This is a genomic window from Novosphingobium resinovorum (assembly GCF_027922145.1).
GTDB lineage: Bacteria > Pseudomonadota > Alphaproteobacteria > Sphingomonadales > Sphingomonadaceae > Novosphingobium > Novosphingobium resinovorum.
This window is the reverse complement of sequence record NZ_BSFC01000008.1, coordinates 96,341-116,909: the sequence shown is the minus strand read 5'-3', so window position 1 is coordinate 116,909 and position 20,569 is coordinate 96,341. Positions and strand designations below refer to the sequence as shown.

General features: G+C 64.9%; 21 protein-coding genes. 18 read left to right on the top strand and 3 right to left on the bottom strand.

What is annotated here, in order from left to right; all coding sequences use genetic code 11:
- From PKE80_RS04880 to PKE80_RS04865, 4 genes are read left to right on the top strand one after another with little or no spacing between them, the layout of a single operon-like run.
- Entirely contained in the window at positions 1–972 is a 972-nt protein-coding gene (locus PKE80_RS04880; protein WP_271181544.1) for a DUF7064 domain-containing protein, read from the top strand.
- Positions 969–2,216 carry a phosphotransferase family protein gene (locus tag PKE80_RS04875; protein ID WP_271181543.1) on the top strand — a complete coding sequence of 416 codons (1,248 nt, stop codon included), beginning with the start codon at positions 969–971 and terminating at the stop codon, positions 2,214–2,216. Before PKE80_RS04880 ends, PKE80_RS04875 begins: the two co-directional genes overlap by 4 nt.
- Positions 2,213–2,722: a hypothetical protein gene (locus tag PKE80_RS04870; RefSeq protein WP_271181542.1), complete on the top strand. Its 510-nt coding sequence runs from the start codon at positions 2,213–2,215 to the stop codon at positions 2,720–2,722. The genes PKE80_RS04875 and PKE80_RS04870 overlap by 4 nt, the downstream gene beginning before the upstream one ends.
- 43 nt (positions 2,723–2,765) lie before the next feature.
- Positions 2,766–3,773, top strand: coding sequence for a DUF7064 domain-containing protein (locus PKE80_RS04865; protein ID WP_271181541.1), 1,008 nt, complete (start codon positions 2,766–2,768; stop codon positions 3,771–3,773).
- Positions 3,774–3,780: 7 nt separating this feature from the next.
- Here the strand turns inward: PKE80_RS04865 and PKE80_RS04860 are convergent, their stop codons facing one another.
- A complete protein-coding gene (locus tag PKE80_RS04860) occupies positions 3,781–4,572 on the bottom strand; it encodes a MerR family transcriptional regulator (protein WP_271181540.1) in 792 nt (263 codons plus the stop codon).
- A gap of 340 nt (positions 4,573–4,912) precedes the next feature.
- On the opposite strand from PKE80_RS04860, the gene PKE80_RS04855 reads away from it, so the two are divergent.
- The 10 genes from PKE80_RS04855 (at position 4,913) to PKE80_RS04810 (ending at position 16,654) form a co-directional block, all read left to right on the top strand.
- Positions 4,913–6,013 (top strand): NAD(P)-dependent alcohol dehydrogenase, encoded by a 1,101-nt coding sequence (locus PKE80_RS04855; RefSeq protein ID WP_271181539.1) that lies wholly within the window; start codon positions 4,913–4,915, stop codon positions 6,011–6,013.
- Between the two features lie 12 nt (positions 6,014–6,025).
- Entirely contained in the window at positions 6,026–7,333 is a 1,308-nt protein-coding gene (locus tag PKE80_RS04850; RefSeq protein ID WP_271181538.1) for a cytochrome P450, read from the top strand.
- Between the two features lie 26 nt (positions 7,334–7,359).
- The gene (locus PKE80_RS04845) at positions 7,360–9,687 is read left to right on the top strand and encodes a TonB-dependent receptor (protein WP_271181537.1); all 2,328 of its coding nucleotides are present in this window, start codon (positions 7,360–7,362) and stop codon (positions 9,685–9,687) included.
- Between the two features lie 78 nt (positions 9,688–9,765).
- Positions 9,766–11,388, top strand: a complete 1,623-nt coding sequence (locus tag PKE80_RS04840) for an AMP-binding protein (RefSeq protein ID WP_271181536.1) — start codon at positions 9,766–9,768, stop codon at positions 11,386–11,388.
- Complete coding sequence (locus PKE80_RS04835; protein WP_271181535.1) at positions 11,385–12,185, top strand: enoyl-CoA hydratase/isomerase family protein; 801 nt, start codon at positions 11,385–11,387, stop codon at positions 12,183–12,185. The genes PKE80_RS04840 and PKE80_RS04835 overlap by 4 nt, the downstream gene beginning before the upstream one ends.
- Before the next feature lie 239 nt (positions 12,186–12,424).
- Complete coding sequence (locus PKE80_RS04830; protein WP_271181534.1) at positions 12,425–13,690, top strand: aromatic ring-hydroxylating oxygenase subunit alpha; 1,266 nt, start codon at positions 12,425–12,427, stop codon at positions 13,688–13,690.
- Positions 13,687–14,034 (top strand): hypothetical protein, encoded by a 348-nt coding sequence (locus tag PKE80_RS04825; RefSeq protein ID WP_036529659.1) that lies wholly within the window; start codon positions 13,687–13,689, stop codon positions 14,032–14,034. Before PKE80_RS04830 ends, PKE80_RS04825 begins: the two co-directional genes overlap by 4 nt.
- A 24-nt stretch (positions 14,035–14,058) precedes the next feature.
- Entirely contained in the window at positions 14,059–14,874 is an 816-nt protein-coding gene (locus tag PKE80_RS04820; protein ID WP_271181533.1) for an SDR family NAD(P)-dependent oxidoreductase, read from the top strand.
- A 23-nt stretch (positions 14,875–14,897) separates the two neighbouring features.
- The gene (locus PKE80_RS04815; RefSeq protein ID WP_271181532.1) at positions 14,898–15,752 is read left to right on the top strand and encodes a fumarylacetoacetate hydrolase family protein; all 855 of its coding nucleotides are present in this window, start codon (positions 14,898–14,900) and stop codon (positions 15,750–15,752) included.
- Between the two features lie 149 nt (positions 15,753–15,901).
- Positions 15,902–16,654 (top strand): TetR/AcrR family transcriptional regulator, encoded by a 753-nt coding sequence (locus tag PKE80_RS04810; protein WP_051587163.1) that lies wholly within the window; start codon positions 15,902–15,904, stop codon positions 16,652–16,654.
- Between the two features lie 144 nt (positions 16,655–16,798).
- Here PKE80_RS04810 and PKE80_RS04805 read toward each other — a convergent pair whose 3' ends face one another.
- Positions 16,799–17,284 (bottom strand): VOC family protein, encoded by a 486-nt coding sequence (locus PKE80_RS04805; protein WP_271181531.1) that lies wholly within the window; start codon positions 17,282–17,284, stop codon positions 16,799–16,801.
- Positions 17,285–17,398: 114 nt separating this feature from the next.
- Between PKE80_RS04805 and PKE80_RS04800 the strand changes: the two genes are divergently transcribed.
- From PKE80_RS04800 to PKE80_RS04785, 4 genes are read left to right on the top strand one after another with little or no spacing between them, the layout of a single operon-like run.
- Positions 17,399–17,803: a nuclear transport factor 2 family protein gene (locus PKE80_RS04800; protein WP_271181530.1), complete on the top strand. Its 405-nt coding sequence runs from the start codon at positions 17,399–17,401 to the stop codon at positions 17,801–17,803.
- Between the two features lie 29 nt (positions 17,804–17,832).
- Positions 17,833–18,429 carry a VOC family protein gene (locus PKE80_RS04795; protein ID WP_271181529.1) on the top strand — a complete coding sequence of 199 codons (597 nt, stop codon included), beginning with the start codon at positions 17,833–17,835 and terminating at the stop codon, positions 18,427–18,429.
- A gap of 11 nt (positions 18,430–18,440) precedes the next feature.
- Entirely contained in the window at positions 18,441–18,866 is a 426-nt protein-coding gene (locus PKE80_RS04790) for a nuclear transport factor 2 family protein (protein ID WP_271181528.1), read from the top strand.
- A gap of 40 nt (positions 18,867–18,906) precedes the next feature.
- Positions 18,907–19,599, top strand: coding sequence for an EthD domain-containing protein (locus PKE80_RS04785; RefSeq protein WP_271181527.1), 693 nt, complete (start codon positions 18,907–18,909; stop codon positions 19,597–19,599).
- 36 nt (positions 19,600–19,635) lie between these two features.
- Here the strand turns inward: PKE80_RS04785 and PKE80_RS04780 are convergent, their stop codons facing one another.
- Positions 19,636–20,502: an NmrA family NAD(P)-binding protein gene (locus PKE80_RS04780; protein ID WP_271181526.1), complete on the bottom strand. Its 867-nt coding sequence runs from the start codon at positions 20,500–20,502 to the stop codon at positions 19,636–19,638.
- Positions 20,503–20,569: the final 67 nt, after the last annotated feature.

The following is a 20,569-nucleotide window of genomic DNA, read 5'->3' as shown; positions in this document are numbered from 1 at the left end:
ATGATTACTGCCGACGATTTCAAGTTCCACCCCCGCGATCCGGCCGATCCGCACTGGACCGAGACGATCTTCGTAATCTTCTCGGTCCCCGAAGCAGGCGTCAGCGGCAACCTCTACGTGCTGGCGCGGCCGAACCTGGGCATCTGTCACAGCTCGATCGAGATACACAAGGGGATGTGTTTCCATCCCTGGCAGATACATCACAACGACAGCCAGATGCACTTGCCCTGCCCGGAGGACTTTTCCGACTTCACGCTGGAAAACGGCTTGTCGTTCAAGGCGTTCGACGAACGGGACAGCCGCTTCACCTACAAGTCGCTGGACGGCGCCTGCGAGGTGGACCTGTCGTTCCGGGCGATCTGCGATCCGTTCGATCCGCATGATCCAGCACAAGTCCCGGCGCTGGGAGGCGGCCAGGTCGATGGCTACGACGGCTGGAACAACGGGCACATGGAAAGCAAGGGGCGCATCGAAGGATCGCTGCTGCTGCGCGGCCGGCGCTATGCCATCCGCTGCGTCGACGGCATGGACAAGAGCTGGGGCCCGCGCCGCGACTGGGGCAACAAGGCGGCCAGCTGGGTCCATGTCGACCTCGACGGCGAGACGGGCGCGTTCCTCGTCTTCGGGCTCGGGTTCGAGAACAAGGAACTGCGCTACGGGCCGTTCAAGTACGGCTTCTTGGCGATCGACGGCGAACGGCGCCCGATCGTGTCCGCGAGCATGACCGCCAAGCGTTCCGACATGCTGGTGACCCGGGCCGACGTGCGGTTCGAGGACGACCGCGGCAATGTCTATACCGCGCGCGGATCGACCGTGGCGGCGGCGCCCTGGTACAACTTCAACCCGTCGAGCGCGGCCTACCAGACGCTCATGCGCTGGGAGAGCGACCATGGCGTCGGCTACAGTCACATCGCCGACTTCAGCGGGCTGAACTTCCTGTCCGAAGGCATGGCCGACGAGTTCGCGCAATGACGGCGGCCGTGATGTCCCATCCGGTGCTGTCCTTTACCGAGGCGCAGCGGCGCCATCCCGACGAGGCGATGATCGCCCGCATCCGCGATCGCTACCCCACCGAGCCCGAGATCGATGCGGTCCTGACCCGCAAGATGCGCCGCCGTCGCGGCGATCCGTACAAGGCGGTTCCGATCGAACGGCTGGTCGCGGGCGTTACGGCGATGATCGGCGAGGAGCTTGGCTACGAGGCGCAAGTCTCAAACGCCCGCTGGCTGTCGGGCGGGGCATCGAAGCTGCAGATGGTCTTCGACCTCACGTGGCGAGGGCTTGACGGGCAGGCTCCCGAAAGCGTCGAAACGCTAGTGCTGCGCATGGAGCCCGCCGCCTCGGTGACCGAATCCAGTCGCCGCCGCGAATTCGAGGTGCTGAACGCGGTCCAGGGCGTGATCCCGGCGCCGCGCCCCTACTGGGTGGACCCAGAGGCACGCCATCTGCCGTATCCGGGAATGGTCTATGCCTTTGCAAAAGGCGCGGCAAAGCCCAGCGTCGGCGTGGAGAAGGTATCGGGCCTGGGGCAGAACTACGGCCCCGAACTGCGCGCGAAACTCGCGCCGCATTTCGTCTCCCTGCTCGCGCGCCTGCATACCGTCGATCCGGGCGAATGCACCGCGATGGTCTCGTTCATGCAGGCACAGGCGGGCTCGAACGCATCCGTAATCCGGCAGGTGAACGCCTATCGCCGGATCTGGGAAGAGGACCGGATCGAGGAGGAGCCTTTCCTCGAAGTCGTCTACCAGTGGCTCATCGCCCACGCGCCGTCGGTGGACCGTCCGTCGATCGTCCACGGCGACTATCGCAGCGGCAACTTCCTGTTCGACGAGGCATCCGGCGCAATCACCGCCTGGCTCGACTGGGAAGGCGCGGTCATCGGCGATCGGCATCAGGACCTCACCTACGCCACGCTGCCCACCTTCCAGCATCTTTCGGAGGACGGCGGAAGCGTGCTGGCGTCAGGGATGATGTCGAAGGACGATTTCTACGCCGCATACGAGGCGGCCTCGGGGCTCCCGGTCGATCCGGTGCGGATCCGCTACTTCGAGATATTCAACCGCTATCTCGTCTGCGTCCTGACGCTCGCCGCCTCGGCGCGCGCTTCGCTGCAGGCGGGGACGCATCAGGACGTGCTCGTGAACTTCGTGTCGCAGATGGGGCACACGGCCATCGCCGACCTGCGCGAGCGGTTTCTGGAGGTCACACGATGAACCAGTCTTTCGAAACGCAGGTCCGCATCGCGATCCGCGCGCTCAGCGACGTCATAGCGCCCGCGCTCGCCGGTGCGGACAAGCACGTGGTCGAGCAACTGCAGCTGACGATCGCCACGCTGGGCTTCGTGGCTGACCGCATTCCCGAAGCGACCCGCTTCGCGCGGCTCGAACTGTCGTCCTGCCTTGCGCTGGCGGAGCGGGCCAGAGCGATCGTGCAGCCCAGCCTGCCGGCCGAGAGCGAGGCGCTGGCCGCCGGAATCTCGGTGGGCGAAGAGGTGCTTGCGCTCTGCGTCCGCGATGCGGCGGATTGCGAGGTTGCCAGCCGTCACTTGCGCGAACAGCTGGCGGCGCTGGTGGCGACCACGCATGGCTCTCCCTGCGAACGGGACCTGACCGCCGCCATCCTCGATGGCAGCGAGGCGATGCTGGCGCAGGCGCGGCTATGGGCCTTGCCCTTCGGCTTCGAGCTGACCCCCGAGGCGTTGCCGGCACCCGCCTGGTAACGCGCCCTGTTTTACACTTCCCCCAACCAGGCAAGGCCGGATCATGATCACCAACGCAGACCTCGACTTTCACCATCACGGTTCGACCGAGCATAACTATGCGGAGACGATGTTCCTCATCTTCTCCGTGCCCGAAGCCGGGATCAGCGGAAATGCCTACTTCCTTGGGCGGCCGAACGCGGGCGTGTGCCTGTCGTCCGTCTACATCCACCAGGGCATCGTGGCCCATGCCGGCGCGGCCGACTATTCCGATGCGCAGATGCACGTCCAGTGCCCGGAAAAGCTGTCGGACTTCCGCCTGTCCACGGGCCTCGCGGTCACCGGCAGCAACAATGCCCGTGACTATCACTATCGGTACGAAGGCACCGACGGCCTGTGCCGCTTCGACTTGCGCTTCAAGGGACTGATGGACCCGTTCGATCCGCTGGACCCGAGCCAGAACCCGATGCTGGAGCATTTCGGCGGCGACACCGAGGCTGCGAGCGGCGCGGGCGATTCCTGGTCGAAGGGGCATTATGACCTCGTCGGCCACATCACCGGCGAACTGGAAGTGCACGGCCATCGCTTCGCGGTCGATTGCGTGGACGGCCTCGATCGCAGCTGGGGGCCGCGCGCGGAGTGGAACTCGGCGCCCGTCTCGTGGATGCACATGACGTTCGGGACCGACCTCGCGTTCCATCTCATCATGACGCTGGACATCGTCGATGGACAGACCGTCTACACCACGTTCCGCTTCGGCTATGCTCTGGTCGATGGCGAAAGCTGCGCCATCGTGGCGGCAGAGGTTGATGCGGAAAGCCTGTCGCTGCTCGGCATGCACCGCGTGGTGCGGATCACCGATGCCAAGGGCCGCAAATGGGAGATGGTGGGCGCCGCCGTCGCCGCCGCGCCCTGGCATAACGCCTATGCCGCCTTCATCTCGTATCAGACCCTCTATCGCTGGACGATGGGCGACCGGGTAGGGTTCAGCAACGTGACCGACGTCATCGGCGTCACGACGCTTTCCAAGAAGCTGTCGCGTCTTGCCAATGCGCGCCCCGTGTCGGGGTAATAGAGCCTCACTTGGAGGGAGGCTTCCGATTGCTGCGTCCTTCTTGTCTGGGCGCGGCATCGGCGGCGCCTGCGCGGTCCAGGCGCGGCGGTACGATCTCGTGGAGCCGACCTTCACTTTCAGCGGTCAGGTAGCGCATGAAATACTTCATCCTCAGCACCCCGAAGAAGTCGAGCATGAGGGGGAGGCCGGTTCTCAGCATATCGGCTGCCCGTTCTTCGCGGATCAGGCCTTCGGTGCGGGTGATGAAGCGGGTGGCTTCGGCGAAGGCGAGATAGTCGGCCGACTTGGTGTAGTGATCCAGCACTTCCGGAAAGAAGTTGGCCGATTCCTCGAAGCCTGCTTCGCGCATGCGTGCCCAGATGCCGATCAGGTTCGCGTCGGTGTAGCTGACGGCGGTTCCTTCTTCCGTCTCGATGAGTTCGACGGCGCCAAGTGCCGCGAGGCCACGTGCGTCGCGTTCCGCGTGTGCATTTCCCTGCTGTAATGTTTCCAGCGCAATCGTGCGGTCGTCCTCGCCGAAGCGTGCGGCCACCAGATTTTCGAGATGGTGGAATGCAGGCGCCTCCAACCGCTTGTCGAGCTTGTCGCCGCGCAGCATCGCTCCGATTTCGTCCAGCGTTACCTGATGTTCGCGCTGCAGATTACGCACCGCCCGAATCGCCCGCACATGCTCGTCGCTGTAATGCGCCACGGTTGCCTTCGGCTTGTCGGGCGGGGGTACCAAACCCTTGCGGATCAGCACCCTGATCGTCTCCCGGTTTACCCCCGTAAGGTGCTCCAATTCCCCCATCTTCATCGCATTTTCCTAGTTTTGATTTTGCCGCTTGTCACGGGAAGTAAATCAGATTACAAACTGCGTATACGAAGTACGTAGCACTTGAAGCCGATCGTGCAAAGCGATGGCTTGGGAGACGAAGATGCAAGGCAGCATCCATCTGAAAAGACCGAAGTGGAAATGCTCTCAGATGCATTGCGAAACCATGCCCGGCGGGTGTGGCCGACGCGGCGCATCAAGTGTGTTGAACCGCACCGATACGAAAGCGGTCGTCGTCCTCCGGGGCGGCTGACGGTCCCGGCGCGGGGGCGAGCTCTCTCCCCGCCTCCGCGCCAAACCCTCTTGAACTGGAAATCGGCATATGCAGATTACGGCCGCCATTGCGCGCGAGGCCAAGCGCCCCTTTGCGCTTGAAACAATCGAGATCGACGAACCGCGCGAGGGCGAGGTTCTCGTGCGGCTGGTGGCGGTGGGCGTGTGCCACAGCGACATCGCGGCACGAGACCAGTCGCTGCCGGTGCAGATGCCCATCGTGCTCGGGCACGAGGGGGCGGGCATCGTCGAGCGCGTCGGCCCGGGCGTCACCAAGGTCGCGCCGGGTGACAAGGTGGTGCTCACCGTGGGCTCTTGCGGCGAATGCACCAACTGCCGCCGGGGCGACGTGGCCTACTGCGAAAAGGGGATGACGCTCAATTACAGCGGCCGCCGCCCAGACGGCAGCGCGACTCTGTGCTGCGGTTCCGAGCCCGTGGGCGGATACTTCTTCGCGCAGTCGTCGTTCGCGACGTATGCGATCGCGACGCAGTACAATACCGTCAAGGTTCACGCCGATGCCGACCTGACCATGGCCGCGCCGCTGGGATGCGGCATCCAGACGGGCGCGGGTGCGGTGATGCGCTCGATCGCGGCGAAGGCCGGGCGTTCGATCGCGGTCTTCGGCGGCGGCTCGGTCGGGCTGAGCGCGGTCATGGGGGCGAAGCTTGCGGGCTGCGATCCGATCATCGTCGTCGAACCCGTAGCCGCGCGGCGGGCCCTTGCGGCGGAACTCGGCGCGACGCACGCGGTCGATCCGGCCGCCGGCGACGTGGCTGAGGCGATCCGCGCCATCGCCGCGCGCGGTGTCGATTACGTGGTCGATACCACGGCGGTGGACGCGGTGGTGCAGGCGGCGCTGGCCTCGCTCGCCCCGCACGGGACGATGGCGTTCCTCGGCGTACCCAAGAAGATGGATGCGGTGTTCTCGACCTCGATGCTCGGCTTCCTCGCCAGCGGCGCGACGCTGAAGGCGGTGATCGAGGGCGATACCGACCCCGACACCTATATTCCCGAGCTTCTGGCTCATTACGAGGCGGGGCGCCTGCCGCTCGACAAGCTCGTGCGCACGTATCCGTTCGACCAGATCAATCAGGCGATCGAAGACCAGCTTGCCGGGCTGGTGGTCAAGCCCGTTCTCACCTTCTGAAGGCAACCGATCATGCAGACCGACACACTCGCGTTCGGGCCGGACGAACTTCGCATTCCCGATGACATCGCCGAAAAGGTGGTGAACCCGAACCTCTGCGCCGACGAGGCTTCGTTTCACGAGGCGCTGGCGTGGATGCGCGCGAACCGGCCGATCGGCTGGGCGCATCTCGGCGGCTACGATCCGATCTGGATGGTCACGAAGTACAACGACGTCGTCACTGTCGAGCGCCGCGCCGACGTGTTCCTGAACATGGTCGACAATCCCATCTATAACCCGCAGGCCGACGATGCCTTCCTGCGGTCGGCCAACAACGGTACCTGCCAGGTCGTCGCGGCGCTTACGCACATGGACAATCCCGATCACAAGGCTCTGCGCTCGATCGCCGTTCCGTACTTCTCGCCCGCGAGGATCACCCGGCTTGAAAGCGATATCCGCATCATCGCCAGGGACACCGTGGCGCGGCTGCTGGCCGGTCCGCGCGAGGTGGATTTCGTCAAGGACTTCGCGCTCGAATACCCGCTCAGGGTCATCATGAACATGTTCGGCGTCCCCGAGACGGACCTGCCCAAGATGTTGAAGATGACGCAGGAATTCTTCGGCTCGAAGGACCCCGAAGAGCAGCGCAGCGACATCGAGATCACCCCCGACATGGCCGCGCGCCAGTTCCACCGGGTGATCCAGGAATATTACGACTACTTCACGCCGATGACCCGCGATCGCCGCGAGAACCCGCGCGACGACCTGATGAGCGTGATCGCCAATGCCGAGATCGACGGTGAGCCGATCAGCGATTTCTTCGCCAACGGCTATTACATCACCATCGCCACCGCCGGGCACGATACCACGTCGACCACGACCGCCACCGGCATGAAGGCGCTGTGCGAGCACCCCGACCAGTTCGCGCGGCTCAAGGCGGACCCGAGCCTCATCCCGTCCTTTGTCGAGGAAGCCCTGCGTACGGCGGCGCCGGTGCGGCACTTCACGCGCACCGCGATCGACGACTTCGACCTGCACGGGACCGCGATCCGCAAGGGTCAGCGCCTCATGCTGTCCTACCCTTCCGCCAGCCGTGACGAGGACGTGTTCGAGAATGCGGGAGGATTCGACCTTGCCCGCAAGCGCAACCGGCACCTCTCGTTCGGTTCCGGCCCGCACATGTGCCTCGGCCAGAACCTTGCGAAGCTCGAGATTCGCATCCTCTACGAAGAACTGATGCCGCACCTCACCGCCGTCCGGCTGAACGGCAGCCCCCGCTACATCGAGACCAACTTCGTGGGAGGGTTGAAGTCTCTGCCGATCGCTTTCGAAACCAACTGAAAAACAAAGTTCACGGGAGAAGATACATGAAATCCAGCAAGTTACTGGCGGGCGTCGCCTTCATCGGCCTTGTAGCCACGCCGGGCCTCGCCATGGCGCAGGACGAAGCGGCGAGCGCGGCGCAGCCCACGGCGGGCGTCGGCGAAATCATCGTCACTGCTCAGAAGCGCTCGGAATCGCTGAACAAGGTCGGCCTGACCATCCAGGCGCTGTCCTCCGACGATCTGGTGAAGCAGGGCGTCAACAGCGTGTCGGATCTCGCCAAGGTGATCCCGGCGCTGACGGTCGCCAACAGCATCTACAACACGCCGGTCTACACCCTGCGCGGTGTCGGCTTCTACGAGAACTCGCTGGCGGCCTATCCGGCGGTCAGCGTCTACGTCGACGAAGTGCCGATGCCGTTCCCGGCGCTGGTCGGCACGGCGGCGCTGGACGTCGAGCGCGTCGAAGTCCTCAAGGGACCGCAGGGCACGCTGTTCGGCCAGAACGCGACGGGCGGTGCGATCAACTACATCGCCGCCAAGCCGACCGCCGACTTCAAGGCAGGCGTGAATGCCAGCATCGACAGCTTCGGCGAAGTCGATGCGAGCGGCTTCGTCAGTGGTCCGATCAGCGACACGCTGCGCGTCCGCGTCGCGGCCAAGACCGCGCAGGGCGGCGCCTGGCAAAAGAGCCAGACCCGGCCCGACGACGACAAGCTGGGCGACAAGGAACTCTACATGGGCCGCGTCCTGCTCGACTGGACGCCGACCGACCGGCTCTCGGTGTCGCTCAACGTCAATGGCATGATCGACAAGTCGGACCCGCAGGCGGGCCAGTACATCGCCCTGTTCCCGCAAGTCGGACCGGTCGGCGCGGGTCTTGCCGCCACGCCCTTCGCGCCGTCCAAGCCGCGCACCGCCGACTGGAACCCCAATCGCCGTCCCAAGGGCGACGACCGCCAGTGGCAGGCCGCCCTTCGTGCCGACTATGAGCTTTCGGACAGCCTCAAGCTGACCTCGATCACCTCCTACGTCGATTTCAGCCGCAAGCAGGTCAACGATCCCGATGGCGTCGCCGTGGAATCGCTGGAGTTCCTGTTCGATGGTTCGCTCAAGTCGTTCAGCCAGGAACTGCGCATCGCCAGCAACGGCTCCGGCCCGTTCAGCTGGATCATCGGCGGCAACTACGAGCACACCACCTCGAAGGAATTCGCCGACCAGTATGCGGGGCAAAGCTCGGTGGTGGCGAACCTCGGCTTCCCGGCCAATACCAACACGTTCTTCCTGAACTCGCAGATCGACAACTACGCGGTCTTCGCCAATGCGGACTACGAGATCCTGCCCGGCCTGACGGTGAAGGGCGGCGTGCGCTACACCAAGAGCCAGCGCGATGCGCAGACCTGCACCCGCGATCCCGGAAACGGCGGCGCGGCGGCGTTCTTCACCGCCGTCTCGACCCAGGTGCGTCAGGCGATCGATCCGACTGCCGCGCCGACGCCTGCCATTCCCGCAGGCGGATGCGTGACGCTGGACGAGGCGACTTTCCTACCGACGCTGTATGAAGGCTCGCTCGACCAGGACAACGTTTCGTGGCGGGGCGGCATAGACTATCAGGCGCTTCCCGAACTGCTGCTCTATGCCAACGTGTCCAAGGGCTACAAGGCCGGCAGCTTCCTGTTCACCAATGCGTCCAGTACCGCGCAGTTCGCGCCGGTCACGCAGGAATCGGTGCTGGCCTTCGAAGGCGGCTTCAAGGCCAGTATGCTCGACCGGCGCATGCAGTTCAATCTGGCCGGGTTCTACTACAAGTACACGGACAAGCAGATCCGCGGCAAGCGCATCGACCCGGTGTTCGGCGTGCTCGACGCGCTGGTCAACGTGCCCAAGTCGAGCCTGATGGGCGTCGAGGCGGAGATCATGGCCGAGCCGGTCGATGGCCTGAACCTGCGTCTGGGCGGCACATATGTCGATACCCGCATCGACGAATATACCGGCGTCGGCTTCAACGGCGGCGTGCAGGATTTCGAGGGCAACCCGATCCCCTTCGCGCCCAAGCTGTCGGTGAATGGCTCTGCGGATTACGAGTTCGCGCTCAGCGAGGGCGTCTCGGCATTCCTCGGCGGGACGGTGACGCACAACAGCTCGACCTACTCGGTGATCGACACCGTGCCGACCGCCAAGCTGAAAGATTATACACTGGTTGACCTTCGTGCAGGATTGTCGTTTTCTGACGATGCGTATCGACTCACGGTGTTCGCGAACAACGTCACTAACGAGTATTATTACACCAATGCACCAATCCTGTACGATACTCAGGTGCGGTACACCGGGCGGCCGGCGAGCTACGGCGTAGCGCTCGCGGCCCGCTTCTGACGGGTGGCCGGGGGAGGGGGCAGCACCTCCTCTCCCGAGCCGGAAAAAAGAGAGAGGACCTGAATCTTGCGCGGGACGATGATGACGAACCCGATGCTGTTGTCGCGGCTGATCGACCATGCCGCCGAGCATCACGGGGATACGCCCTTCGTAGCGCGCCGCATCGACGGCGTGATCGAGCGTTCGGACTGGGCGCGGATGCGCGACCGGGCAAAGCGGCTGGCCAATGCCATGACCGGCCATGGCTTCAAGGTGGACGACGTCGTCGGTTCGCTGGCGTGGAATACCTCGAACCACATAGAGCTGTTCTATGCCGCGCTCGGCATCGGGGCGGGGCTGCACACGCTCAATCCGCGCCTGACGGCCGAGGATCTGCGCTACATGATCGAGAAGGTCGGCGAGATCACGATCTTCATCGATGCCGACACCCTGCCGCTGGCCGAGCAGGTCGCGGCTATCACGCCGATGGTCATCCGCTGGGTGTTCATGGACGAACCCGGCGCGCCGGTTCCGGCGAGCGCACTGCCCGGCTTCGTCACCAAGACCGATTTCATCGGCGACGCCTCGGCTGACTTTGCATGGCCCACTTTCGACGAGAACCAGGCTGCGACGATCTGCTTCACTTCGGGCACGACCGGCCGGCCCAAGGGCGTCGCCTATACGCACCGCTCGATCACGCTGGGGTCGATGAACATGTCGATGGCCGACATGTACGGCACCCACCGGCGCGGCTCGCTGGAATGCATGCTGCCGATCGCCGCGATCTTCCACGCCAATGGCTGGATGATGCCCTTCACCGCGCCGATGAACGGCCACAAGCTTGTCCTCAACGGCCGCGATTTCTCGCCCGAGGGCATCATCGAACTGATCGACGGGGAGGGCGTGACGATCACCGGCGCCGTGCCGACGATCTGGATGGACCTGTTCGACGCCGCCGACCGTCAGGGCTCGAAGCTGGAGACGGTGCGCACAGGCCTGCTTGCCGGTACTCGCCCGTCGCGCGCGCTGGCCGAGCGCTTCGAGAGCTTCGGCATCACCTTGTGCCAGTCCTGGGGCATGACCGAAGTGCCGGGCTGCTCGCGCAGCGCCCCGGCGGCGGGGTCGGACACTCTGCCGGCCGACGAACAGCACGAACGCCACCTTGCCCGGCAGGGGCGCGTCGGTTTCCTGTCCGAGATGCGCATCGTCGATGACGAGGGCAAGCCGCTTCCGTTCGACGGCGAGCACGCGGGCCACCTGCTGGTGCGGGGGCCGATCGCCTCGGGCAGCTACGTGGGCCTCAGCGATGCGGAAGGCTTCGAATGGCTGGAGACGGGCGACATCGCGCGTATCTATCCCGACGGTTCCATGGAGATCGTCGACCGCGCCAAGGACGTCATCAAGTCCGGCGGCGAGTGGATCAGCACGCTGCAACTGGAATCGGCGGCGGCCAGTTTCGCCGGCGTCGCCGAGGCGGGCGTCATCAGCATCCCGCATCCGCGCTGGCAGGAACGGCCGCTGATGCTGGTCACGCTGGCCGAGGGCGTCGAGGCGCTCGACGAGGCGGCGCTGCGCGCGCATATGCAGGGCTTCGTCGCGAAGTGGTGGTTGCCCGATGCGATCCGGGTTATCGACATGATGCCCCGGACCAGCACCGGCAAGCTCGACAAGATGGCATTGCGGCGCCTCTACGCCCAGAGGTCGGAGAACATCATAGCATGAGCGGCACAGTGCTTACGGTGGAAAGCGAAGGCGCGATCGAGATCGTCACGCTCAATCGCCCCGACCAGCTCAACGCCGTCTCGCCCGAACTGGCGCAGGCGCTGCTCGATTACTTCAGCGGGCTGCCCGCACGGCTGGAGACGCGCGTGGTGATCCTGCGGGGTGCCGGACGCATGTTCTGCGCCGGTGCCGAACTGGGCTCCGACGCTTTCGCCAATGAAGGACCGGGGCGCAACCAGCGGCAACTGGCGATGCAGCGGCTCTATTCGGGGATCGTGCGCGCCATGCGGGCATGTCCGCAGCCGATCATCGCGCTGCTGCACGGCGCGGCCTGCGGCGCGGGGTTCTCGCTGGCGCTGGCGGCTGACGTGCGCATCGCTGCGGAGGATGCGCGGCTCAATGCCGCCTATCTGCGCGTGGGGCTGGGCGGATGCGACATGGGTTCGGGCTATCTGCTGCCGCGCCTTGTCGGGCTGTCGGTGGCCTCGGAACTGCTGATGACCGGCAACTTCATCGCCGCGCCGCGCGCGCTGGCGACCGGGCTGGTCAGTTCGGTGGTGGCTGGCGAGGCTCTCATGGAAGCGGGCCTGGCAATGGCCCGCGATATGCTGCGCGCCTCGCCGATGGGGCTGCGCATGACGAAGGAGACCCTCAATCTCACCGTCGATGCGCCGGGTATCGACGCCGCGCTGACGCTGGAGGATCGCCAGCAATGCATGCTGATCGCGACCGCCGATCACGAAACGGCGGTGGAAGCCTTCAGGAACCGCGCCGCCCCGGAATATCGCGATCTTTAGGGCGCTATATTGAATCGTCATTGCGAGCGTAGCGAAGCAATCCAGGGCAGTTTCAAGCCGCCCTGGATTGCTTCGCTGCGCTCGCAATGACGAGATGGTCGTTCAATCCGACATCATCGACCTCTAACGCTTGACACATTCCCCTCTCCAACCTTAAGTTTACCAAACGGTCAAATAAAGACTCGATGCGGCATCTGATGCCGACGTCGGCGCCGGTTCCGATTGGAGAGGGTTGGGACATGAACATCACCGCTTCCGCGCGGGCTTTCGAAGGCAAGACGGCGTTCACCGAGGCCTGCGGCCTTGGCACCGGCCCGGTGCCGCTCGAGCCTTACCGATCGCCCGAGTTTTTCGAACGCGAACGCGTGCAAGTCTTCGAGCGGGCCTGGCTGCTGGTCGGGCGCGAGGAAGAAATCCCGGCCTACGGCGACTATTTCTCGACCGAACTGTTGCCGGGCGGCGTTTCCGCGATCCTCAACCGGGGCAAGGATGGACGCATCCGCGCGTTCTACAACACCTGTTCGCACCGCGGATCGCAAGTCCTCGACGGACCCACCGGCAATGCGCGGCGCATCGTCTGCCCCTACCACAACTGGACATATGCGGCCGATGGCGATCTGATCTCGATCCCGGACGAAGCCAGCTTCTTCGCGGTCGACAAGAAGCGCTGCGGGCTGACGCAGATGGCGACGGAAACCTGGGAGGGCTGGATCTTCGTCAACCTCCAGCGCCAGCCCGAAGTCGATCTGCGCACCTTCCTCGGCGATTTCGCCGACCGTCTGGCCGGCGTGCCTTACGTGGCGGCGGACAAGCCGATCGTGCTCAAGGCCGACCTCGATGCCAACTGGAAAGTGGTGCAGGACGCCTTCATCGAAAGCTACCACATCCCCGCGATCCACAAGAAGACGATCGCCCAGACCTTTTCGTCGAGCGAGAACCGCTTCGCCCGGCTGCTCGATGCGCGCACGTTCGGGCCGCACCGCACCGTCTCGATGTACGGCAACCCGACGATGCCGCTCGACGAGCGCAACAAGGTGGAGATGCTGGCCTATGCCTCTGGCGACACCGGCAGCCTGATCGCGGCGGGCACGAGTTCGCAGATGGCTGAGTTCCTCGATCACCCCGCCGTCAATCCGACGCGGGCGGGGTGCTGGTCGATGGACGTGAACAACCTGTTCCCGAACACCCAGATCGATTTCGGCCCCGGCGGCTTCTGGGTCCACCAGTTCTGGCCGCTGACGCCGACCACTTCGCGCTACGAAGTGCGCTTCTATGTCCCCGACGCGCTGAACGCGCGCCAGCGCCTGCAGCAGGAACTCTACGTCGCGCGGGTGATCGAGGTGGTGCTGGAAGACCTCGCCAACGTGGCCCGCACCCAGCGCGGCATCAACAGTTCCGGCAAGGACGAGATGCAGCTTCAGGACAGCGAGGTCGGCATCCGTCACTCGGTCGAGCAACTGCTCAAATGGGTCGAGGCGGAAACCGTCACCGAGGCGCTGGCGTGAGCGGTGCGGCGCGCTTGCCGCAGGCGTTCGCGGAACTCGAACCTTTCGTCGACAGCTGGGGGAGCCATACCACCGCCGGGCGGCTGGCCGCGCGCTGCGAGCGCTCGATGGACGAGATCAGGGTGTTCTACGAGGCCATGTGCGCGCGGGCGGAAGAGGCCATCGGCTACGTCGACCGTTTCGGGCTCGACGACCTGCCTGACGATGCGCGCAATCTCATGGCGCTGGTGCTCGGGCTGGCGCAGGCGCACGTCGCCATTGAAATCCACGGGCAACCCCGCGCGCCGGGAACGCCGTGGCCCAATTCGATAAGGATCGCCCGCGGCTTGCCGTTTCTCGGCTGATCGGGCGCAAGGGAAAGGACTGTCATGCGTTTCAAGGGCAAAGTCGCCATCGTCACCGGTGGAGCATCGGGCCTCGGCCGCGCGACCGCGCTGCGGCTGGCGTCGGAAGGCGCCGCAGTGGGCATCGCCGATATCAACGATGCGGCGGCGAAGACCGTTGCCGAAGAGATCGCCGACGCGGGCGGCACGGCGCGCGCGCTGCATCTCGATATCACCGTGGAAGACCATTTCCGCGCGGCAGTGGGCGCGATGGTCGATGGCTTCGGTCGGCTCGACATCATGCACAACAACGCGGCATTCACTTCGCCCGAGGCGATTTCCGGCGACACGGATATCCTGGAAATCCCCGACGCGCTGTGGGACCAGATTTTCGCAGGCACGGTGCGCGGGACGATGCAGGGGTGCCGCCACGCGATCCTTGCCATGCGCAAACAGGGCGGCGGTTCGATCGTCAACACCGCCTCGATGTACGGGGTGGATGCGTTCTACAAGATGCCCGCCTACTGCGTGTCCAAGGCGGCGGTGATCCAGTTGACCAAACAGGTGGCCACGGCCTTCGGCCGCGAGGGAATCCGCTGCAACGCGGTGGCGCCGTCGATGATCACGACGCCGCTGCTCGAAGCCTCGATCCCGCCCGCCTTCATCGCAATGAACGTCGACGCCACCCTGACCGGCTACCTCGGCACGCCTGACGATGTCGCGCAGGCCGTCGCCTGGCTGGCGTCGGACGAGGCGCGCTACATCACCGGGCAGGTGATCCGGGTGGACGGCGGCTCGACCGCGCACCTGCCGACTTACGCCGATGCCCGGCGGTTCTACGATGGCCTTGCGGCTGCCTGATCTCCCGAAACGAAGGAACGACGATGAAGCTGGCTCGGTTCGAAAACGGAGGCGTGCCGCGCCTCGGCGTGGTGGACGGCGATGGATTCGTCCCGCTCGATACTATCGGCATCGACCATCCCGACATGATCGCGTTGATCGAGGGCGGGCAGAGCACTCTGGGTGAGATCGCCGCCGCGCTGGCATCGGGGCGCGGTGAGCGGCTGGCGCTGGCCGATGTGCACCTGCTGGCTCCGCTGCGCCCGCGCAAGTTCCTGGGTCTTGGCATGAACTACCGCCGTCATGCGGACGAGGCGCGTGCGCTGGGCATCGCGGTGCCTGACGGGCAATTGTGGTTCAACAAGCAGACGACTTGCGTGAACGGGGCCTACGACGACGTGGTGCAGGGACCGACCACCAAGCTCGATCACGAAGTCGAACTGGGCGTGGTGATCGGCCACGCGGCCAAGTCCGTCGCCGAGGGCGATGCGATGGCGCATGTGTTCGGCTACCTTGTGGTGAACGACGTGTCGGCGCGGGACTGGCAATTCCAGTCCCCGACGATCACCATGGGCAAGTCGTTCGATACGCACGGGCCGATCGGGCCATGGATCGTGACGGCGGACGAGATCGCTGATCCGGCGGCGCTCGGCATCCGCTGCATCGTCAACGGTGAGGTACGCCAGTCCAGCAATACCGAGCAGTTCATCCACTCGATCGGGGCGCAGATCGCCCACCTTTCAGCCGCCTTCACGCTGGAGCCCGGCGATATTCTCGCCACCGGCACGCCCGAAGGCGTGGGTGCGGCTCAGCAGCCGCCGCGCTTCCTGTCGCCGGGGGACGTGGTGCGCTGCGAGATCGACGGGATCGGTGCCATCGAGAACAGGATCGTCGCGTGACCGTCAATTTTTGCCCAAAAACTGACCTAATGGTGGATTAATCTCACCGCGGTTTTTGCAAAATCGCTTGACCTTGCTGCATATCCTGATGTGAGGGTGTCAGGAAATGCACATCTTTGGTCAGGCGAACGGCCTGACGGAGCGATCGAATGGCCGAAACGAGCGATATTCCCGAAGATTCCGCGCCCGCCAAGCGCCGCCGTGCCAGCAGCGGCCGCATCGCGGTGCGGCTCGACGGGGCGGAAACGCACCCGGTCGCGATCGACCAGAAGGCGCCGCAGCGGCAGCGCAAGCGCGCCAGCCGCCGGGGCGACGATGTGCGCGAGCGCATCCTGGCCGCCGCGCTGGAATGCTTCGGGGCGTTCGGCTTCGAAGGCACCTCCACCCGCGCCGTGGCGGATCGGGCGGACGTGACACACACGCTGGTGCTCTATCACTTCCAGTCCAAGGAAGCCTTGTGGATCGCGACGATCGACAATGCGCTCAAGCGCTATTCGGCGGAAATGAAGGCGCATCTGGAAAAGGCGGGCGACAGCGCCGCGGCGGGACTGCGCACGTTCATCGAGCAGTTCATCCGCATGTCCGCCCGCCAGCCGCAGATCCACCGTATCCTGACCATGGAGAGCAACCAGGACACCTCGCGCCTGCAGTGGGTCATCGAGAACTACTTGCGTGAACACTTCGGCGCGATCCGCGAACTCATCCGCGCCGGGCAGGACCAGGGCATCGTGCGCCAGTGTGATCCGGCGCGGATGTACTACATGATCATCAGCGCCGGCGGCACGCCGTTCACGGTCTCGACCGAATACCGAGAACTGACGGGCCGCGACGTGTTTTCGGAGACCGAAATCCTGCGCAACATCGCATTCCTCTACGAACTCGTCTTCATCGACGCGCCGTAGGGCGCGATGATATTGAACTAACCTTCGTCATTGCGAGCGTAGCGAAGCAATCCAGAGCGGCGTAAAACTGCCCTGGATTGCTTCGCTTCGCTCGCAATGACGATACGATGTAATGTCGTCACGCCTTAGGGCGGCGCCTCGGCCTCAGCTCCATTCCGGCTCGCCGAGGTTCTCCCAGAGCTGGATCATGTTGCCGTCCTGGTCGTAGAACAGGAACGAGCGGCCCATCGATGCGCATTGCCACACGTAGTCCGTCTGCGTGCGGTAGCCGGCAGCCCTGACTTTTTCGAACCAGCCGTCGATGTCTGTCACCAGCAGGCCGAGTTCGTGGATGCCGGTATGGCCATAGCGCAAGTTCTCCTCGGGCGTCTTGGTGATCGCGGGGTTCAGGCATTCCTGTAGCTCGATGAAGGCGCCGTCCTTCGAACTGAGCAGGGCCATGCGCGAACGCGCGCCCTTGATCTTGAAGATGTCGTCCAGCAGCGCCGGATACATGAAGGTGTTCGGTCCTGGCTCGGGCCCGTCGGGGATCACGGTCTCGACGCCGAGCTCAAAGCCCATGACGTCGCGCCAGAGGCGGATGGCGTCTTCCAGATTGGTCACCATCAGCGCCATGTGATGAAACTTCATGCCATTCTCTCCCGATCGGGCGGTCTGTGCGACACGCCTCCTTGTCATCCGCCTTGGGTTATGCTTTCCTGACCAAAAGATCAATATAAGACAGGCAAGGAAGAGGAGGATTCGATGGAGGATGCACAAGGGCTTGCCCGCCGGTTCGGCGAACTGTTGGCGCAGCTGCGGTTCCCGGAGGCGTTCGAACTGCTCGCCGACGACGGCATCTACACCGTGATCGGCACGACGGCGGCATCGGGCGTCTATCACGGACCGAAGGACCTGATCGCGCGGCTGGTGCCGCTGCTGTCGGACTTCGTCGAGCCGCCGGTCGTCCGCTTCGAGGAGCCGATCGTGCAGGGCGACCGCGCCGTGCTGCTGGGCAGCGGACGCGGCGTGGGGCCGACCGGGCCTTACGATCAGCCCTACTATGCCTTCGTGATGCGCGCGGCAGGCGGGCGCCTCGTCGAAGTGATCGAGTTCATGGACACGATGATGCTCCAGTCGGCGGTCTTCGGCGAGCAAGCGGCGCACTGACGCCTTCTCCAGACACAAGGACAACAACCATGACACAGCAATCCAGTGAGACCGCCACGGAGACTGCGGCGATCATTCCGCCCGTCCGGCTCGCCCATTTCGTGCTGCGGACATCGCGCTTTCGCGAGGTGATCGACTGGTACAAGACCGTGCTCGGCGCCGAGGCTGCTTTCGAGAACGAAATCCTCGCATTCCTCTCCTATGACGAGGAGCATCACCGCGTTGCCGTTCTGAACATGCCGGATCTGGAGGAGCAGAAGGACGGCGTGGCGGGCTTCCACCATGCGGCGTTCACCTACGACAGCCTCGGCGATCTCATGGCGACGTACAAGCGACTGCGCGATGTGGGCATCACGCCGGTTTTCCCGATCAATCACGGGCCGACGACTTCGATGTACTATCAGGACCCCGACGGGAACCAGATCGAACTGCAGGTCGACAACTACGACAACATCGAGGACGCGACGGCGTTCTTCTATTCCCCGGCCTTCGCCGAGAACCCGATCGGCGTGGAGTTCGACCCCGAAGATCTGCTGCGCCGCGTCGAGGCGGGCGAGGATCAGGCCGTGCTCAAGCGGCGGCCGGATATCGGCCAGCGCGGGCTCGAAGCGGTGAAGCTGCGGTGACGGAGGCGGAAATGACTAAGCTCACCATCGAAGATCGGCTCGACCTTGCGGAACTGGCCCTGCGTGGTTTCTGGCTCATCGACCAGGGGCGTGCGGGCGAGGCGGCGGCGCTGTTCGCCGAGGATGCGAACCTGACCTTCGGGCCCGGCGCGCCTCGGCCCGGCACGATCAGCGGCGCTGCGATTGCGGCGGCGATGGCCGCCCGGCAGGCCGAGGCGCACGTCACCTCGCGCCATGTCCTGTCCAACACGCTGATTTCGGCGCTGGACGACGGGCGGGCGGAAGTGCGTTCGCTGCTGACGCTGTTTCGCTCGCCCGACGCAGACCTTTCACCGGTGGTGCGTTCGGTGGCCGACGTGATCGACGTGTGCGTGCAGGAAGGCGGCGTCTGGAAGATCGCGGATCGCAGCATCCTCCCGGTTTTCCAGCCGGGGTGACGGAGCCACCGTTCCCATAACGACAAAGCGGAGAGGGTATTTGTCTCGTATCAAGATGTTCGGCGCGATTCCGCGCAAACCCGGCGTGACGGCGCAGTGGTTTCACGACCACTACCGGCACCCCCACGGAACGATGGGCCGCACGATATCGACCATGCGCGCCTATACCCAGAGCCATCAGGTTCACTCGGACCTGCTGGACGCGCGGCAGACGCATTTCGAGGCGACGGCGGAAGTGTGGTTCGACTGCGTACAGGACGCCATCGATTTTCCCGGCGAGCCTAATTACGTCGAATTGCTGATCCCCGACGAACCGCTGTTCGTCGACATGGACAAGCTGCGGTTCGTCTTCGCCGAAGAGGAAGTGCTGCAGTCGGGGGCGGACTGGAACGAGGAGGGCGTCGAGACGGGCGACAGACTGTTCCGGCTGGATCGCCGCCCGATCAGCATCAAGCTGCTGCAATACGTCATCAGCGAGGGTGTGACTGCCTGGGACGATGGTGAAGACCTTGCGCTAGGCCGGCGGATCGGCGCGCTGCGCCATGTGCGGTGCCGCCCTTCGCCTGCCCTGCATCCCGAAGGCGCGTTCTGCGTCGGTATCCGCGAACTCTACTGGCCGACGCAGACGGCGATGGAGGAGGGCGTCGCACGCGATCCGCAGGCCTGGGAGACACTGCTGCGCCGTCCGGCGGATTCCATCGCCTACCTCGCCAGCGCCGAGCGCTTCATGTGACGAAGGGCGGGGTCGGTGTGCCGACCCCGCCTCTGCTCAGCCGCGCAAGGTCGGCGCGAGGTGCTTTTCGGCCCATGCGCGAAAGTCGATCGGCGAGCCGACCAGCGCCGTCAGCGCGCCGGTGTCGTTCTCCGCGGGCTTCGTGGCCAGCCAGGTATAAAGGTCCACGCCCTGCGGCCAGTGCTCCGCGATCGCGGCCATCGGGACTTCGACGGCAACCGCCGGTTTTCCCGCCAACTCACCGACGATAGCAGCCATCTGTGCGGTGCTGCCGACGTCGGCGACGAGATCGACCTCGCGCCCGCGCCAATTGTCCGGCGACGCAAGCACCGCCGCCGCCGCGCGCCCGATGTCTTCGGCGCAGATCAGCGCGAGTTGCACGTCGGTCGGCAAGGCCATTGCGATCGTAAGCGTGCCGTCGTTCTGCGTGATCGGGAAGTAGTTCAGGAAGTTGTCCATGAACCATGCCGGGCGCAGCACCGTGGCATCGAGGCGGAGTTCGGCGATCCGTTCTTCCACGGCTCGTTTCGATCCCACCGATAGCACGCCCCGGCTGCCCGCCGCCTGTGCGGATTGATAGATGAAGTGCCCGGTGCCCACTTCGCGCACCGTTTCCGCCACCATGATCCCCTGAACGGCCTGCCCGATGTCCCAGCGGTCCTGCAGGGACGCACCGGATAGATAGACCGCGTCCGCCCCTTCGATGGCCCGGCGCAGGGCCGAGCGGTCTTCCATGTCGGCGGTCACGGTTTCGGCGCCGAGCGCCCGCGCAGCCTTTGCCTTGTCGCCCGTTTCATCGCGGGTGACGGCGCGGACCGTCCAGCCGTCCTGCAGCAGCGCGCGGACCACGCCGCCTCCTGCCGTTCCGGTTCCCCCGAAGACCGTTATCGTACGCGATACCATGCCTGCTCTCCCATCTGGCTGAGTTTGCGAAGGACTATGGCGGTGGCGCTTGGTGAGTGCAATTAAA